Annotated in this window: 14 protein-coding genes; 8 read left to right on the forward strand and 6 right to left on the reverse strand. The window is 69.1% G+C overall.

The window, feature by feature from the left end:
• Positions 1-4 precede the first annotated feature (4 nt).
• Genes GPA03_RS01525 through GPA03_RS01535 form a run of 3 tightly spaced genes read right to left on the reverse strand, consistent with a single transcriptional unit; the run spans position 5 to position 3,308 of the window.
• Positions 5-907: a carbohydrate ABC transporter permease gene (locus GPA03_RS01525; protein ID WP_156250240.1), complete on the reverse strand. Its 903-nt coding sequence runs from the start codon at positions 905-907 to the stop codon at positions 5-7.
• A complete protein-coding gene (locus tag GPA03_RS01530) occupies positions 904-1,962 on the reverse strand; it encodes a carbohydrate ABC transporter permease (RefSeq protein WP_162458220.1) in 1,059 nt (352 codons plus the stop codon). Before GPA03_RS01530 ends, GPA03_RS01525 begins: the two co-directional genes overlap by 4 nt.
• The gene (locus GPA03_RS01535; protein WP_156250242.1) at positions 1,959-3,308 is read right to left on the reverse strand and encodes an ABC transporter substrate-binding protein; all 1,350 of its coding nucleotides are present in this window, start codon (positions 3,306-3,308) and stop codon (positions 1,959-1,961) included. The genes GPA03_RS01530 and GPA03_RS01535 overlap by 4 nt, the downstream gene beginning before the upstream one ends.
• Before the next feature lie 167 nt (positions 3,309-3,475).
• Here GPA03_RS01535 and GPA03_RS01540 point away from each other — a divergent pair, with 167 nt between their 5' ends.
• Positions 3,476-4,513: a LacI family DNA-binding transcriptional regulator gene (locus GPA03_RS01540; protein WP_156250243.1), complete on the forward strand. Its 1,038-nt coding sequence runs from the start codon at positions 3,476-3,478 to the stop codon at positions 4,511-4,513.
• A 287-nt stretch (positions 4,514-4,800) separates the two neighbouring features.
• Positions 4,801-5,139: a hypothetical protein gene (locus GPA03_RS01545; protein ID WP_241681030.1), complete on the forward strand. Its 339-nt coding sequence runs from the start codon at positions 4,801-4,803 to the stop codon at positions 5,137-5,139.
• Positions 5,140-5,242: 103 nt separating this feature from the next.
• Here GPA03_RS01545 and GPA03_RS01550 read toward each other — a convergent pair whose 3' ends face one another.
• From GPA03_RS01550 to GPA03_RS01560, 3 genes are all read right to left on the reverse strand, one after another.
• Entirely contained in the window at positions 5,243-7,282 is a 2,040-nt protein-coding gene (locus GPA03_RS01550) for a hypothetical protein (protein ID WP_156250244.1), read from the reverse strand.
• Positions 7,283-7,322: 40 nt separating this feature from the next.
• On the reverse strand, positions 7,323-8,789 hold the full coding sequence (locus GPA03_RS01555; RefSeq protein WP_156250245.1) for an ABC transporter substrate-binding protein: 1,467 nt from the start codon (positions 8,787-8,789) through the stop codon (positions 7,323-7,325).
• 107 nt (positions 8,790-8,896) lie between these two features.
• The gene (locus GPA03_RS01560; RefSeq protein WP_156250246.1) at positions 8,897-9,673 is read right to left on the reverse strand and encodes an IclR family transcriptional regulator; all 777 of its coding nucleotides are present in this window, start codon (positions 9,671-9,673) and stop codon (positions 8,897-8,899) included.
• 224 nt (positions 9,674-9,897) lie between these two features.
• Here GPA03_RS01560 and rhmD point away from each other — a divergent pair, with 224 nt between their 5' ends.
• Genes rhmD through GPA03_RS01590 form a run of 6 tightly spaced genes read left to right on the forward strand, consistent with a single transcriptional unit; the run spans position 9,898 to position 16,324 of the window.
• On the forward strand, positions 9,898-11,058 hold the full coding sequence (rhmD, locus tag GPA03_RS01565) for an L-rhamnonate dehydratase (RefSeq protein ID WP_162458221.1): 1,161 nt from the start codon (positions 9,898-9,900) through the stop codon (positions 11,056-11,058).
• A complete protein-coding gene (locus tag GPA03_RS01570) occupies positions 11,055-12,143 on the forward strand; it encodes a Gfo/Idh/MocA family protein (RefSeq protein ID WP_156250248.1) in 1,089 nt (362 codons plus the stop codon). The genes rhmD and GPA03_RS01570 overlap by 4 nt, the downstream gene beginning before the upstream one ends.
• Positions 12,133-12,888: an SDR family NAD(P)-dependent oxidoreductase gene (locus GPA03_RS01575; protein ID WP_156250249.1), complete on the forward strand. Its 756-nt coding sequence runs from the start codon at positions 12,133-12,135 to the stop codon at positions 12,886-12,888. The genes GPA03_RS01570 and GPA03_RS01575 overlap by 11 nt, the downstream gene beginning before the upstream one ends.
• Positions 12,889-12,928: 40 nt before the next feature.
• On the forward strand, positions 12,929-13,864 hold the full coding sequence (locus GPA03_RS01580; RefSeq protein WP_156250250.1) for a carbohydrate ABC transporter permease: 936 nt from the start codon (positions 12,929-12,931) through the stop codon (positions 13,862-13,864).
• Complete coding sequence (locus GPA03_RS01585) at positions 13,848-14,795, forward strand: carbohydrate ABC transporter permease (protein ID WP_206673427.1); 948 nt, start codon at positions 13,848-13,850, stop codon at positions 14,793-14,795. Before GPA03_RS01580 ends, GPA03_RS01585 begins: the two co-directional genes overlap by 17 nt.
• A gap of 59 nt (positions 14,796-14,854) precedes the next feature.
• The gene (locus GPA03_RS01590; RefSeq protein ID WP_162458222.1) at positions 14,855-16,324 is read left to right on the forward strand and encodes an ABC transporter substrate-binding protein; all 1,470 of its coding nucleotides are present in this window, start codon (positions 14,855-14,857) and stop codon (positions 16,322-16,324) included.
• Positions 16,325-16,368: the final 44 nt, after the last annotated feature.

Genomic DNA, 16,368 nt, shown 5'->3' on the forward strand with positions numbered 1-16,368 from the left:
CGGGTCAGTTCGCGAGGCCGCTGGTGACGATGCCGCGGATGATCCAGCGTTGGAAGATCAGGTAGATCACGATGATCGGGAAGGACACGAGCGTGACACCAGCCATGATCTCGCCGTACTGGCTGTTGTACCGCCCGACGAGCGACTGCAGCGCCTGGGTCACGACCCAGCTGTCTTGATCGGAGAGGTAGATCGACTGGACGTAGAAGCTGTTCCACAGCTGCACGAACGTGAGCAGCCCCACCGCCAGGAACGCCGGACCCGAGAGCGGGGTGATGACGGCGAAGAACGTGCGGAACGCGCCGGCCCCGTCGACGGCCGCGGCGTCCTCGAGCTCGCGCGGCAGGGTCAGATAGAACTGCCGGAAAAAGAAGGTGGCGATCGCGGAGCCGAAGAGCAGGGGCACGATGATCGGCAGGGGAGTGTTGATCCAGTCGAGCTGGCGAAAGACGACGTACTGCGGGATCAGGGTGACCTGCCCCGGCACCATCAGGGTGAGCAGCAGGACCGAGAGAAGCGCACCTCGTCCGGGGAACCGGAATCGTGCCAGCGCATATCCCGCGAGCGCGCTGGAGAACAGGGTGCCGGCGGTGCCGAACACGACGATCACCGCGGTGTTGGCGAAGTAGCGCAGCAAGTCCGGCAGGATCGCGAACAGGTTCTGGTAGTGCTCGAACGTGATCGGGTGGGGGAGGAGCTGGTCCGCGGCGAACATGTTCTCGTCGGTGCGCAGCGACATCGATGCCGCCCACACGACCGGGAAGATGTAGGCCAGCACGATGACGATCGTGACGGCGTGGTAGCCCACGCTGCGGGTCTGGGCGCGCCGCCGAGCACCGGACATCCTGCGGATCGGGGCGTCGGGATGTGCTCGGGTCGGGGCTTGCGCGGAGGTGAGTGCGCTCATGGTTGGGCCGCCTTCCGGGTGCGCCGCCGCCTACCGGCGCGCGCGGGTTCGGCTCCCTCGTAGTGGACGAACCGCCGGCCGAGCAGGAACTGGACGGCGGTGACGAGGAACGTCAGCAGGGCGAGCATCCACGCGATCGTGGCGGCGTAGCCCAGACCTGAGATCTGTTCGTTGTAGTTGAACATCTGGTTGTACATGTAGAGGACGATCGTGCGTGTGGAGTTGTCGGGGCCGCCGGCCGCGGCGACAGCCGAGCTAGAGGAGGTCATCGCGACCACCGGGTCGAACAGCTGCAGGGCGCCGATGAGGGACGTGACGACCAGGAAGAACGCCGTCGGTGAGATCAGCGGCAGCACGATGCTGAAGAACCTGCGCACGGCGCCGGCGCCGTCGATCTTCGCCGCTTCCAGCAGCGACTCCGGGACGCCGTTGAGGCCAGCGATGTAGAGGGTCATCCCGTAGCCGATGCCTTGCCAGGTGGTGACCATCGCGATCGAGATCATCGCGGTGGCGGGGTCCAGCAGCCAGTCGGGGCTGTCGAGGCCGAAGAGCTCGACAGCGAGGGTGACGGGTCCGGTCTGGGAGTTGAACATCCACCGCCATACGATGCCGACGGCGATCTGCGAGAGCACATAGGGCAAGAACAGCGCAGCCCGGTAGGCGCCGACGAACCGGCGTGGTGTGTGGGTGAGCAGGGCTGCCAGCAGTGAGAAGAGCAGGAAGCTGGTGGTGCCGACCAGGATGAACCGCACCGTGTTCCAGATGACCTTGCCGATGCGCGGGTCCTCGGTCAAGGCGATCCAGTTGTCCCAGCCGACGAACGTCGGTGCCGGGGCCACGAGATCCCAGTGCGTGAACGAGTAGCCGAAGGACACCGCGAGCGGGACCGCGGTGAACAGCAGCAGGCCGAGAACTACGGGCGCGACGAAGAGGTAGGCGACGCGGGCCTCACGCCGCCGTCGGGCGCTGCCGCGGCGCCGGTCCCGGCGACCGCCCTGCCGGGGCTGGTGCCCCGGCAGGGTGGCGCCGCCGCCGGGGCGAGCGGTCGCGCTCACTGGCCCGATGCCTCGATGATCGGGTTGATGGTGCTCTCGCACAGCCCGCCGAAGGCCGCCTCTGCCGTGGCTCGGTCGGAGATCAGGTCCTCCATCGCTGGGCCGAACCCGTCTTGGCCCGAGATTCCCGCCCAGACGTTCGACGGGTCGACGTTGACGTAGGTGAGCGGCCAGGACGCGGGCTCGATCTGCGCGGCCACCACGTTGCTCGGCGCACCCTCAGCCTCGGCGAAGTCCTCGCCCAACGCACGGTCCTGGTAGGCGGGGATCAGGCCCATCTGCTGCCCTGAGCCCTCGGTCGACATGTAGGTCACGAAGTCCGCGGCCAGGTCTTGCTTCTCGGACCCGCTGTACGCCGCCCAGACGTGGATCTGCAGCAGCGTCGCGTTGCCCGCCGGCCCCGCCGGCAGCGCGGCGATGTTGTAGTTCAGGTCGGGGTTCTGCTCCTCGACGATCGAGACCTGCTCGTAGGAGCCCTGCTGCATCGCCACCTGCCCGTTCACCCACCGCAGGTAACCGGGCTCCTCCTGCTCCAGCTGCGGAGTGATGGCGGAGTGGTCCACCCACATGAGGTCCTGCAGGTACTGCAGCGCATCGATGCTCTCAGGTGTGTCGATCGTGCACTCGTTCCGCTGCTCGCCGGAGAGCACCCCGCCACCCCAGGCGGCCATCACCGGACCGTAGCCCGGCTCGTTCGCCAGCGCGATCCGGTTGTAGTAGCCCCACTGCGCGATGTTATCCGGATCGAACTCCGGGTCCTGGGCGTTGTTGCCGTTCTCGTCCAGCGTCAGCTTGGCCGCCCAGTCCCTCAGGTCCTCGTAGGTGTAGGACCCATCGGCAGCGGGCTCCTCCAGCCCGGCAGCCTCGAACATGTCCGTGTTGTAGAACAGCGACTGGCTGTTGTAGCCCATCGGTAGGCCGTGCAACGCGCCGTCCGACGTCTCAAGTGCCTCGATCACGGTGGGCGTGAAGTCTGCAGGGTCGACGCCGTTCTCCTCCAGGTAGGGCGTGAGGTCGGTCAGCACACCGTCCGAGACCATGTCGAAGTAGTTCCAGCTGCCGGTGACCAGCACGTCGGCCATGTTGCCGCCGGCGATGAGCTGGCGGCATGCGGCATAGTCCGGGCCGCAGTCGCCGACCTCGAACTCGATGGTGATGTCGGGGTTCGCCTCCTGGTACCCGGCGGCGGCCTCCTCGATCGAGGCGATGTCGGTGTTCACGCCCCAGATCGCTACCCGCAGCGTGTTCGGGTCCGACTCTTCGCCGCCGCCCGAACTGCAGGCAGCCGCGAGAAGGACGGTGCACACCGTGGCCGTGGCGAGCGTTGCTCGGGTCCTGCTGCTCATGCTGATCTCCTTCGATCCGATCCTGGTAACCCGAATGCTTGGTGGGGTTCTACCACGTGGCAGGCCACGTGGCAAAGGGTTGATTCACTGATCTGCCGCGTGGCAGAACTCGGCGATCTGGCACGATGGGCTCTCCACGTCCCAGGCAAACCATGAGGAGGCCGCGTGTGCCGGTGACACAGCTCGACGTCGCGATCGTCGCTGGCGTCTCGCGCAAGACGGTCTCCAACGTCATCAACGGCTACCCGCACGTCACACCCGAGGTGATCACGCGGGTCAACGCAGCCATCGCTGAGCTCGGGTACACCCCGAGCCGCGCCGCCCGGAGCCTGCGTACGGGACGGACGGGCACGATCCAGCTGATCATCCCCGAGCTCGATGTCGCCTACTTCGCCGAGATGGGACGCTGGGTCGTTGCTGCGGCCGAGGCCCGTGGACTGGCGGTACTGGTCACCCAGACGCTCGGCGATCCCGCTCGCGAGGAGCAGGCGATCCACGGCGAGACAGCCGAGTACGTCGACGGGTCGATCCTCAGCCCGGTGTTCTCCGACGTGGCGACGATCCTTCGTGGACGTGCAAAGGCGCCGATCGTGCTCCTCGGCGAGCTAGCGGGAGGAGGATCACTGACCCACGTCGGCATCGACAACGTGGCAGCGGCCCGAGCTGCGACCGCGCACCTCCTCGAGCGTGGCTACGAACGTGTGGCTTTCATCGGCGCCCAGCACCACACACGTGCGCGGATGGCCCACATGCGACTCCAGGGCTACCGCGAAGCGCTCGAGGCGGCGGGCATGCCTTACGACGAGAGTCTGATCGAGACCACGCCGGGATACCACCGACCGCACGGCGCCGATGCGATGCAGCGACTGCTGGAACACGCACGTCCGGATGCTGTCTTCTGCGCCACCGACTTCCTCGCCCTCGGCGCGATGCGGACAGCCCGCGACCGCGGCCTACGCCTACCCGACGACCTCGCCGTCGTCGGGTTCGACGACATCGAGGAAGGTCAGTACTCCGCCCCGCGTCTGACGACGATCTCCCCGGACAAACGCCGGATCGCCGAGGTCGCCGTCGAGCAACTCATCGCGCAGATCGGCGGCGCCAACAGTGGTCGGCCCAGCGAGCTCGAGATCCCGTTCAGGTTGGTCGTTCGAGAGTCGAGCGGAAACGGGGCCCAAGACCCCCGGGCCGACGCGGCCACCTAGCTAGTACGCCCATGGCCGCGCGATCCGCGCGTCCGCCGCTGCGGGTGGATCGAGACGACGAATCGACGTCGTCCCTGGCGGCGGGAACACTCCGGGTCTGCGCTGTTCACAGGATCTCGGTGCCTTCGAAGGGCGGGGGGTTCCGGGCAGCCAAACGAGCCGCGCCGGATCATCGTGAGCGCCAGCACCGTCACCACGGCCGGCCGGGCCCGCCTGTCCACGACCAGGGGAAGACGTCCGCGTCGCGTCCTGACGTCCGCGCCGAGGGTCGCAACTACGATCGGCCCATGCCGCTCGCGTTCTGGGTCTGCGCCGCCGTCACGGCGATCAGCGCCATCGTCAGCCTCAGCTACTCGATCGTCGGGCTCGTTGCGGCCCCGGAGACCGATCGCACGGCCTCTATGTACGCCTCGGCGCGGAGTGCGGCACTGGCAGTCGTCGCCGTCGCTGCCGTCTTCGTAGGCTCGGTGCCGTTTCTGACGGCCGTCGCCAGCGCGATGGTCGTCGTCCAGGCAGCAGACGCCGTCGTCGGCAGGCGCATCCGCGACCGGCTCAAGACGATCGGTCCCGCCACGACGGCAGCAGCCAACCTGGCCGCCCTAATCTGGATGTGCACGAGCGCCTGAGCGGGGGGCCTTCCTCACCGGACTTCCGGTTCAGGTCCTGAGTCCGCTAGGAGCGGCCGCTGGAGAAGGTGCTCGGAGGCGGCGCGCTGCGGCGCCCGGGCGTTCATCCTCCGCTGGGCGCGTCGCGGAGCTCGTCCCGAGGCAAGGCGAGCAGGTTAAGGGCGACGACGTCGGGCGGGATGGCCATGCCACCGTAGAGACCGGTGGTCGAGTTGTGCGTGTCGGGCAGGCACCCATCGAACTGCCCAGCTCGGTATGCGGCGAGAGTGGCGGGCAGGTTGTGGGGCCGCCAGTCGTCCTGGGCGGAGTCCAGCAGCCACCGCACGGCAGCCCAGGTGATTCCCGCGTGGTAGCGCGGCCAGTCGATCTGCACGTCCACCGCCGCCAGGTCGATGCCGAGCTGGTGAGCCTGCCCGAATGTCTCCAGCACTTCCCACTGCACGTGGTCGCGGACCCAGTTGGCGTAGTACCAGTCGGAGGAGCACAGGCACGGCTTGGTGTTGTAGAGCATCGGACGGTGCTTCGGCTGCCACAGGTGGGTGAAGACCAGCAGGCTGCGCAGCCAGTGACGAGCAGCGAACCGGTCCTCCTCGCGACCCCACAGCTGCCACGCCAGCGTGTGCGCCAGCGCGCCGTAGCCGGCGGCGAGCAGGTTCGGTGCCTGCAGCGGGGTCTCCCAGTAGTCCCCGCCGGCCGGTCGGGTGAAGCGGCGGGCGGCGTCGAGCGCGGCACGCGCAGGGCGGCTGAACTCCTCGGGCGCGAGCGCGGCCGCGCGCACAAGCAGCAGTGCGGGCTTGGCCGTGAGCCCGAGCGCGGTGTCGCCCGGCTGCCCCATCGGCTCCACCAGGTCGCGGGCCACGACGAAGTCGTCTTTGCTGCGGTGCATCCCGTCGGGTTCGAAGGCGAATCCCCCGTCCTCGCGCTGGTGCGCGAGGAGCTCCTGCGCGGCGCCGATCAGCTCCTCGTCGGGTTCGACCCCCTCGCCTGTGCCGAGTCCGAGGTCCTCGAGTCGGGCACGCAGGGCAGTGGCTCCTGTCGAGGACGGCGAAGCCTGCGACAAGTACTCGTGTGCGAACCGCGGTGCGACCGGGCGTATGTCCCCTGGGGTCTGCCCCAGCCCGAACCCTTCGGGGCCGTGGGACAGCGTCGTCGCGTAGGTGTGCGCGATGCGGTCCAGGGCCTCATTCCGCGGCCAACGCGGTGGCGACGGCTCTGGAAGTCCGTGCTCGGTCACCCAGTCGACGACGGCGTCGAGCCCGGATCCGTTGCCGGTTCGCAGGACCGCGGTCAGCTCGATGCGTTGCCCGCGATGCAGCTCGTAAGTTTCGGCGGCCGTCCAGTCCCCACCCGTGCTCGCCTCCGGGATCATGAGGCCGATTAGACTCGAGTCGCTGCGCTCCACGAAGTTCGGCGAGGCCAGCACCGGTTGCGCCCGCTGGCGGGGCATGGTGAACCAGCCGGTGACCACCGCGTCCGGGCGCCACTGCAACGACACCCACCGGCCACCGTGTGAGACCGCCATCACCGGGACGGCGACGGAGTCCACCGGCGGCGTCGCGCGCATCGCCCAGGGGTCGCGGAACCAGTCGTCGCCCGAGGTCCACTCTCGATCGGTGGCCCACTCGACGCCGGGGAGAATAACGTCGTCACGTTGGGCGCCGAACGACCCTGCACCCACCCGCACCCATGGCAGCCGCAGGTAGCTGACGGGCACGTCGAGCTGGGACTCCAGCGACCAGGACAGCCAGAACCCGCCTGTCCGATGAGCCGCCTCGATCCGCACCGTACCGCGCAGCACCGGGCCCCGCAGCGCGGCACCGACCCACGGCTCGAACGACGATCCGGACAGCGCGTCGGCCAGGGTCACCGACTCCACCGTGAGCTCCAGGGCGGGCTGGCCGTCGCGTGTGGAGGTCGGGACGCACGCGCCGGCCTCCAGACGCATCGGGACCGCTTGACCTTGCACCATGAGCTCGCCGAGGTGGTCCAGCACGACTAACGGCTCACCGTCGGCGTCGAGCAGCTCGCCCCACCCCCATCCTGTCCGTCGGTCGAAGATCGCCAGCGTCGTGTTGCCGGAGCGGATCTCGTGACTGCTCCCGCCCCAGCTCGCGCGCCGATAGCTGGGGGTTCTCGTGGGCATGACGGATCTCCGGGTTGGTCGGGGGCGGGGCGAGACGGCGTCAGCCGACCTCGGACGTCCAGTCGTCGGTCCAGCCGTTGTCCTCGACCTGCTCGGCGACCGACTCGTCCCACAGCGCCTGCAGCTCGGCGAGCTGGTCCTCGAGGGTCTGGTCTCCGATGAGGAAACCGTCGATGACGGGCTGCCCGGCGGCGGAGGCGGGCACGGTCCCGAAGTCGCCCATCAGCATTGGCGAGGTCCAGTCCTCGTCCGCCGTCAGGCCCTCGAGCCCGGGAGCGGGTTCCGCGTCGACGATCGCCGGAATGCCGCCGCTGGCGTCCAGGAACGGCTGGATGCCCTCGGGTGAGCTCGCGAACTGCAGGAACGCGATCGCTGCCTCGAGCTCGGGCCCCTCGGTGGTCGCCGAGATCATGTACGAGGTGCCGCCGGCACCGAGCCCGGACTGGGCGCCGAACTCGGTGGACAGCGGCGAGTCCTCCTGGGTGACGGTCCCGAACGGCATCGTCCCGTACTCGAAGTCGAGCACCCCGTCGGCTGCCGCGAGGTTGGATCCCAGCGCCATCGCGGCGTTCCCCGCCGCGAAGTCTGCGGTGTTCACGAACCCACCCGCGGCTGGCGCAATACCCGACCAGTTGGTGGTCGCGCACCGATCCATGAACTCCTTGGCCAGCCGCAGCGTCTCGGCAACCTCCGGCGTCTCGACGGCGGAGTACAAGCCGAGCGCCATGGCGCGCGCCTCCGACTTCGCGGCCAGCTGCGTCGTCGCGGCGCCCTCGGAGCCGTCACCCGCGTAGACGTTCCACTCGTCGAAGTAGCGGCTCATCAGCATGTTGGAGATGAAGTTCGTGATCTGGCCCTGACCCTGTAGCGAGGAGTCCATCGCGAACCCGTCGTAGCCGGCTGCGCGCAGGTCGTCGCACGCGCTCAAGTAGTCCCCATAGGTGGTCAGCGGCGGCTCGATCCCCACCTCGGCGAAGATCTCTGCGTTGTAGAAGATGCCGAGGCCGATGAGGTTGAACGGGACCCACTCCAGGTTCCCTTGCCCGTTCACCGAGCCGGCGTCGTATCCAAAGAACTCGTGGTCGAAGACGTCGTACCAACGCTCGTTGCCCTCGACGAACGGGTTGGGCTGCTCCATGTACTCGTCAAGAGCGACGACCGTCTGAGGGTCGTGCGGCGGCTGGTTGAACACGAGCGCGGGGGCCGTGCCTGCCGCGAGCTGGGTGGAGATCGTCTGCGAGAACTCGCTGATCGGCAGCACCGTGGTCTGCACCTCGACGCCGGTCTCCTCTTGAAAACGCGCCGTCAGGTCCTCCCAGAACGGGCCGAACGACTGCGGGTCGGCGTTCCATTGGTTGGGTCCGGCGAGCTGGATCGTCACTCCGTCCAGGTCGCCGGACCCATCGGCTGCGGGTGGGTCTTCGCCGCTGCATCCAGCGACCAGCAGCAGTCCTGCCGCCGCGAGCGCACCCACTGCGCGCCCCGTTGTTGTCGTCGTTCCTCGCATGGTTGGACCTTCCTCTCGGCATTGAGTGTGGGGGTGAGTGCTCGGTGGTTGAAAGGTTTCAATAGATGGGCAGGGCAAAGTTCGCCCCTGGTTGACCTAGCACGCCGTCACGGCAGCCGCCGTTCGAGCTCGACCACTGTGCCGGACAGGGCACGGTGGATGTCCGCGAGCAGTGCGTCCGTCAGTCGCGGGGTCGGCACGGTGACCGACATCGCCGCGACGACCTGCCCGCTCGGATCCCGTACCGGCATGGCCACGCACTTGCACCCGATGACGAACTCCTCGTTGTCCTCGCCGTAGCCACGAGCCCGGATCAGGTCGACGTCGGTCATCACCTCAAGGAGGCTGGTGCGGGTCTGTTCGGTGAACCGCTCGAGATCGACTCCGTCCAGCCGGTGGGCGATCTCCTCGTCGGGAAGACCCGACAGCAGCACCTTGCCGAGTCCGGTCGCGTGAGCTGGCAACCGGCGGCCGACAGCGCTGGCGAGCCGCATCGGGTGCGGGGAGTTGACGACAGCCAGGTACACGTTGTGACGGCCCTCCAGCACCGAGAGCTGGGTGGTCTCGCCCACCTCGTCGACGAGCGCCCGCATCAACGGCTGCGCCAGCTCTGTGAGGTCGTCGGTGCGGCGGAACGCCTGGGCTACCGCCCACAACCGCGGTCCCAGCCGGTAGGAGCGGGCCTGCTCGTCGTGCTCGAGAAACCCGCCGTCCACCATGGTCGCGAGCAGCTGGTGGCCAGAGGAGTTGGGCAGGTCCAGATCACGCACGATCTGGGCGAAGGGCGCAGGGCCGACCTCCGCTAGGTACTCCAGCACGAGCATCAGCCGGCGCGCGGACTTCACGGACGTCACCTCGCCGTCGAGGGAAGCCGCCTTCACCATCGCGCCACCGCCTCACCACGCCCGGACCGCCCGGCCGACTGCTGGAGTCTTTCATATCCATGAAGACACTTGCAAGATGGCGAACTCTGTACAAGACTTCCGTTCGCCCCGGTGGTCGTCCGGGCGCACTCGACGGCGAGAGGGAGCATGGCGTGCGGGAACGGCACAGAGTTACCGAGGTCCGAGCGTGGGTACGTCCGGACCAGCCGGCCTCCTCCGAACCAGTGACCCAACCCGACACCGCGCCGTCGGAACTGCCTGACGTGATCGCCGACTGGCGCCGCAGCAAGGTCGCGAACCCGATGACCCGTTACCCCGAGTTTCGGGACAGCCGTTCAGCGGCGATCGGCCGCGACTCCGGTCGCACGGTCGTGGTGGAGGTCGAGAGTGCGTCGGGGCACGTCGGTGTCGGGATCACCAACGGCGGCCAGGTCGCGGCCGCGATCGTCGAGCTGCACCTGGCGGACATGGTCGAGGGACAGGACCCGGCGGCGCACGAGCGCATCTGGGACCGCATGTTCCACAGCACCCTGCTCTACGGCCGCAAGGGCGTGGTGTTGCACGCGATCTCGGCGGTCGACCTGGCCGTCTGGGACCTGCATGGGCAGATCACCGGCGAACCGGTCTACAGCCTGCTCGGCGGCCCCGTGCACGAGTCGCTGCCGGCGTACGCGACCGGTCCCGACGTGGGGGCCATGGCCCGGCTGGGGTTCGCAGGCGGGAAGCTTCCGCTGACGTGGGCGCCCGTCGAGGGTGAGGACGGGTTCCGCCGCAACGTCGAGAGGGCCGAGCAGGCACGCGCCGCGGCAGGCCCGGATATGCCGCTCTACTACGACTGCTGGATGTCTCTGGACGTCGACTACGCCACCCGGTTGGCGTGGGCGATCGAGCCGCTCGGGTTCCGCTGGCTGGAGGAGCCGCTGCCGCCGGACGACTATGCGGGCCACGCCGAGCTCCGGCGGCGAATGCCGCCGCGGATGATGCTCACCACGGGCGAGCACGAGTACACCGCTGCCGGGTTCCGGCTGCTGTGCGAGAACGGCGTCGACGTGCTCCAGCCCGACCCCGCCTGGTGCGGCGGACTGACCGAGCTTCGGCGGATCGCGGCCGTCGCCCGCAGCTACGGCAAGCGGGTGCTGCCGCACGTCGGGGGCGCCTACTCCTACCACTTCCTTGCCGCTTACCCCGAGGCGTTCCTCACCGAGTTCCCGCTCGTGACCGGCCGGTGCGACACCCCGGGCCCGTTGCACGGCGACCTCCTGACCGGCGAGCCGCTGCCCGTCGACGGCCGCATCCACGTGTCCGACGCCCCCGGCTTCGGCCTGCGGCTGAACCCCGACGCGGCCCTGGTTCGAGGCCTGCGCCGGGAAGGAGTGCCGACGTGAGGTCAGCACGGGTCGCGATGGTCGGCGCGGGCTGGTGGGCCCACACGGCGCATCTCCCGGCTCTCGCGGCGCACCCCTCGGTCAGCCTCGTCGCCGTCGTCGACCGCGACCGCGCCCGCGCCGAGCAGGGCGCTGCCTCCTTCGGCGTCGAGCGGACCGAGACCGATCTCACCGCACTGCTGCAAGAGTCGGCCGTGGACGCGGTCGTCGTTGCCACGCCACACACGACCCACGCCGCACTCGCCGAACAGACCCTGAGCAGCGGCGTCTCGGCACTGGTGGAGAAGCCGATGACCACAGACGCCGACGATGCCTGGCGCCTGGTCGACCTCGCCCGCAAGAACGGCCTGGTGCTGTCGGTGGGGGTGCCTTACCTGCACGCACCGACGGCACACCGGGTCGTCGCCGCGGTCCGCACGCAGATCGGGGAGCTGGTGAGCGTCGCGGGTGAGTTCTCCTCCGGCGCCGGCAGCCTCTTCGCCGTCACCGACGACGGCGACTCGGCGCACGACCCGACCGTGCCGCACGGCACCACCTACTCCGACCCATCCCTGTCCGGAGGCGGGCAGGGCCACACCCAGCTGAGTCATCTGGTCACCACGATGGTGGCGACCACAGGTCTGCAGGCCGTCGAGGTGAGCGCGTTCATGAGCTACCGGAAGCTTCGGGTCGATCTCGTGGACGCGTTAGCGTTCCGGCTCGAGAACGGGGCGCTCGGAACCCTCGGCTCCACCGGCACCACTCCACCGGGAGTCCCGGCGCGCCAGCTGCTGCGCTACCACGGGACCGCCGGCATGGTCGAGCACGACATCCTGCGCGGCACCGCCGTCGTGCACCGCGAGGGTGGCGACAGCACCATCATCGAGCCAGACCCCACCCGGGCGGTCTACCAGCTCCAGGCACCTGTCGACGCGTTCGTGCGCGTGCTGGTCGAGGGCTGCGCGGACCCGGCACCCGGCGCGGTCGGCGCTGCGTCGGCGTCGTTGCTGGACGCCGCCTATCGCGCCGCGACGAGCGGCAACCGCGAGCAGGTCCATCAGGGGGCGCTGCACATGATGCCGGAGGAGCTGGCCGATGCCCGCTGAGGATCTCGCCGTCGTCGTCGGAGCGGCCCAGGGCATCGGCGAGGCCATCGCCCGGCGCCTGGCCCGTGGCCGCCAGCTGGTCGTGGCCGACCTCAACGGCGACGGCGCCGCGTCGCTAGCGGCGGACCTCACCGCCCACGGGCACGCGTGCCGCTCGCTGCAGGTCGACATCGGCGACCCGGGGTCGGTCGCCGCGCTGGTCGAGGCGACGGCGGGCGCCGGTCAGGTCGCCATCGCCGCCGGCATCTTCGCCGCGTCGCCGTCGATGGATGTGACCCCTGACGAGCTTCACCGGATCCTGGCCGTCAATCTCGTGGGCGTCTACGACGTGGCCCGCTCCTACGCGCGCACGATGGCCGCCCGTGGCGGCGGCGCCATCTGCGCCGTCGGGTCGATCGCCGCCAGGATGCCGCGCATGCGGCAGGCCGCGTACAGCGCATCCAAGGCCGGGATGCGGCAGGCGCTGCGCGTGCTGGGCATGGAGGTGCTCCCGCTCGGGGTCCGGATCACCCTGGTCGCGCCGGGTCCGACTGCCACGCCGATGATGCAGGACTTGGCGGGCGACCACCACGGCATCCCGCTCGCGACCGGAGACCTCGCCGCGATGCGCCCACGGATCCCGGACGGGCGCGTCGGCACGCCCGACGACGTCGCCGCGGCCGTGCAGTTCCTGCTCTCGGCCGACGCCGCGCACGTGGCGCTGCACGACCTGTACGTCGACGGCGGTGAGTCGCTGGGGATGTGAAAGCCATGACCATCGCACGAGACGAGAAAGGAACGCCGCCATGACGAGCACCGGCACCTCCGCGCTCACCCCCGCGGCCCCCAGACGGGCCCGACGCCGGGTGCCGTGGCTGGTATACCTGGCGTTACTGCCACTCGTGGCCGTCCTCGGGGTATTCGCGTACTACCCGGCAGCCAGCGGGATCTGGCTGTCCTTCCAAGACGGCGTCCCAGCGATCGGCATGGAGTTCGTAGGACTGGACAACTACCGGACCATGCTGGACGACGCCCTGTTCTGGCGCTCGTTCCGCAACCTGGGGGTCATCTTCCTCTTCGGGATCACCGTCGGCTGGCTGCTGCCGATGCTCTCTGCCGAGCTGCTCATCAGCCTGCGCAGCGCGCGGCTGCAGTTCCTCTTCCGCACGCTGCTCATTGCCCCCATGGCCTTCCCCGGAGTGGTCCTGGTGCTGCTGTGGGCCGCGATGTACCAACCGAACGACGGTCTCATCAACCGGTTCCTGGAGTCAGTGGGGCTCGGTGCGCTGCAACAGAACTGGCTGGGCGACCCCGACCTGGCGCTGCTGGCGCTGCTCTTCATCGGGTTCCCGTTCGTCGCCGGGCTGCCATTCCTCGTCTTCCTGACCGCGTTGCAGAACATCCCGGTGGAGATCTTCGAGGCATGCGCGCTCGACGGTTGCGGCCGAATCCGCCGGCTGTTCCGCATCGACCTGCCGCTGATGGCGAGCCAGATCAAGCTGCTGATCTTCCTCACCACCATCGGCGTGCTGCAGTACGGGTTCGCCGCCTACCTGACCACCGGCGGCGGCCCGAACGGTGCCACCGAGGTGCCCGTGCTGCGGATGCTGGCCGAGGCCTTCCAAGGCTCGGAGTGGGGGTACGCGGCGGCGTTGTCCACCGTCCTGTTCATCCTCGCGCTGGCGCTGAGCGTCGTGATCTTCCGCGTCCGGAAGGAGGACCCCGGTGTCCGTCCCATCTGACGCTCTCGCATCCGGCCAGGGCGCCGCCGGTGCGCCAGCTGCTGGAGCCGTCGTCTCGAGGTCAGCACCCGTCCACGTGACAGGGCGCGCACGCGGGCCCGGCTCGGGCCGGGCGGGGCGGCTCAGCCAGCTCGGGATCGTCGTCACGCTGTCGGTGATCGCGTTCGTGGGGCTGTTCCCGTTCCTGTTCATGCTGGTGACGTCCTTCAAGACGAACGAGCAGTACTTCACCTCGTTCTGGCGACCCGCCTGGCCGCCGCACCTGGCGAACTACGTGGACGCCTTCACCCAGATCGCCCCCTACTTCGTCACCACCGTGGTGGTCGCGGCGGGCTCGATCGTGGGCGCGCTCGCGCTGTGCACGGTCGCCGCTTTCGTGATGGCGCGCTATCAGTTCCCCGGACGGCGGCTGCTGTTCGGCGCCATCGCGCTGCTGCTGATGGTCCCGGGGATCGCCAGCCTGATCCCCAGCTTCCTACTCATGCAGCAGCTCGACCTGCTCAACACTCGGCTGGTGCTCATGATCCCGCACGTGGTGGGTGGTGCGGTGCTCGGGACGCTGCTGATGAAGACCTTCGTCGAGCAGCTCCCGCAGGAGTTCTTCGACGCCGCGCTGGTCGACGGCGCCTCCGGGACGCGGATGTTCGGCTCCATCGTGCTGCCGCTGTCGCTGCCTGTCGTCGGGACGATCGCCCTGGTCACGGTCATCGGAGTCTGGAACGACTTCTTCTGGCCGCTGCTGACGGTCAGCCAGAACGAGCTGCGGACGATCTCCGTAGGCCTGGAGTTCTTCAACGGCCAGAACGGCACCAACTACGGGCCACTGTTCGCCGGGTACGTCCTCGCGAGCCTGCCCCTGCTGCTGCTGTTCACCTTCCTGTCCAAGCACTTCCTGGCGGGCCTGTCCGGCGGCCTGACCGGGAGCAAATGACGCCACCGACTTTCACCACCCCGCTGCGGCGCTCGCCGCCCGAAACGAGAAGAGACGAGATGACGACGACGACATCGCGCGTGCGCCTCATCGCCCTGGCCACCGCCGGCGCCCTGACGCTGGCCGCCTGCGGCGGCGGCGGCGATACAGACGAAGGCGGCGAGAACGGTGACTCCCTGGCGGGCACCACCATCACCCTCGCCGGCCCCAACCAGTGGAACAGCGACCCAGCCAGTTTCGGACCTGCCTGGGAAGCGCTGGTCGCGGCGTTCGAGGCCGAGACCGGAGTCATCGTGGAGACGACGGTGCTCCCCGTCGACCAGTTCGCGCAGACGCTGTCCACACAGCTGGCGGCGGGTACCGCGCCGGAACTGGTCTTCAACCAGGCCCCGCACGAGCCGGAGCTGGTCACCCCGCTGAACGAGTACCTAGAAGCGCCGAACCCCTTCATCGAAGGCAACACACGCTGGTGGGACGCCTTCGAGGCCGACAAGTACGGGCCCGGCGTCGCCGCCTCGGTCAACGCCGACGGCGACACCGAGTTCGTGCCGTTCAACCTCGTGGCGACCGGCGTCTTCGTCAACGCCGACATCTTCGCCGAGGTCGGTCTGGAGGCGCCGATCGAGACCTGGACCGAGTTCATCGACGGCTGCGGCGCGCTGCGGGAGGCGGGGTACACCCCGTTCGCGATGGACAACGGTGACCTCGGGCTGGGCTGGACTGTCCAGACCATTTCGAACATGCTGTTCGCCAAGTACTACGACGAGCTGAACGTCTACGCACCCGACGGCAGCGAGGGCAGCAGCCAGCAGCTGATCGCCAAGGACTGGGCCAGGGCGATCCTCAGCGGCGAGCTCGACGCCACGACGACCCCGGAGGCACGCGCGAGCGTCGAGCTGCTCGGCGAGTTCTACGACGCCTGCGTGACCGAGAACTGGTCCGGCGTGACCCCCTCCGGCGGTGGCGCCGTCGTCGGGCTGGACGAGTTCGCCTCGGGCGGCGCGGCGATGGCTTGGGGCGTGAACTTCGGCTACTCCGCCCTCGAGAACGTCGAGTTCGAGCTCCTGAGCATGCCATTCCCCACCATCGACGAAGAAGCCCACCCGCTCTCCACCGGGTTCGAGGCCCAGTACGGCTCATCCACCGGCGGAACCAGCTACATGGTCCCGGCCACCACCGAAGGTGTCGAGCTGGACGCAGCGATCGCGTTCCTGCAGTTCGTCTCGGCACCCGAGCACATCGAGCCGTGGCTGCAGGAGACCGGAGGCATCCCCGCCGTCGTCGACGCCGAGGCCGCGCCGTCGGTCGCTGGCTTCGCCGAAGGCGCGTGGGGCGAGCAGATGCTCACCGGTGGGATGCCCGCAGGTCCGCCCGGGACCACGATCCAGAGCGTCTACGACGGCTACCTGCTCGGCCAGCGCGACCTCGACGCGCAGCTCGCGCACCTGCAGGAGCAGTGGCTGGCTTCGCAACGCACCGCCGTGGAGGACAACGACTGGGAGTCCGAGCCGTGGGCGGCAGGCCCGTGACGCTCCACCAGCGGCTGCGCCGGACGCACGACCGCTCCCGCACT

Source organism: Pseudactinotalea terrae (assembly GCF_009733845.1).
Classification (GTDB): Bacteria; Actinomycetota; Actinomycetes; order Actinomycetales; family Beutenbergiaceae; genus Pseudactinotalea; species Pseudactinotalea terrae.

Excerpts from the sequence above, each read along its gene's own strand:
- GPA03_RS01525 (WP_156250240.1), bottom strand. The coding sequence starts at position 907 with ATGAGCGCACTCACCTCCGCGCAAGCCCCGACCCGAGCACATCCCGAC.
- GPA03_RS01535 (WP_156250242.1), bottom strand. The coding sequence starts at position 3,308 with ATGAGCAGCAGGACCCGAGCAACGCTCGCCACGGCCACGGTGTGCACC.
- GPA03_RS01545 (WP_241681030.1), top strand. The coding sequence starts at position 4,801 with ATGCCGCTCGCGTTCTGGGTCTGCGCCGCCGTCACGGCGATCAGCGCC.
- GPA03_RS01550 (WP_156250244.1), bottom strand. The coding sequence starts at position 7,282 with ATGCCCACGAGAACCCCCAGCTATCGGCGCGCGAGCTGGGGCGGGAGC.
- GPA03_RS01555 (WP_156250245.1), bottom strand. The coding sequence starts at position 8,789 with ATGCGAGGAACGACGACAACAACGGGGCGCGCAGTGGGTGCGCTCGCG.
- GPA03_RS01560 (WP_156250246.1), bottom strand. The coding sequence starts at position 9,673 with ATGGTGAAGGCGGCTTCCCTCGACGGCGAGGTGACGTCCGTGAAGTCC.
- GPA03_RS01575 (WP_156250249.1), top strand. The coding sequence starts at position 12,133 with ATGCCCGCTGAGGATCTCGCCGTCGTCGTCGGAGCGGCCCAGGGCATC.
- GPA03_RS01580 (WP_156250250.1), top strand. The coding sequence starts at position 12,929 with ATGACGAGCACCGGCACCTCCGCGCTCACCCCCGCGGCCCCCAGACGG.
- GPA03_RS01590 (WP_162458222.1), top strand. The coding sequence starts at position 14,855 with ATGACGACGACGACATCGCGCGTGCGCCTCATCGCCCTGGCCACCGCC.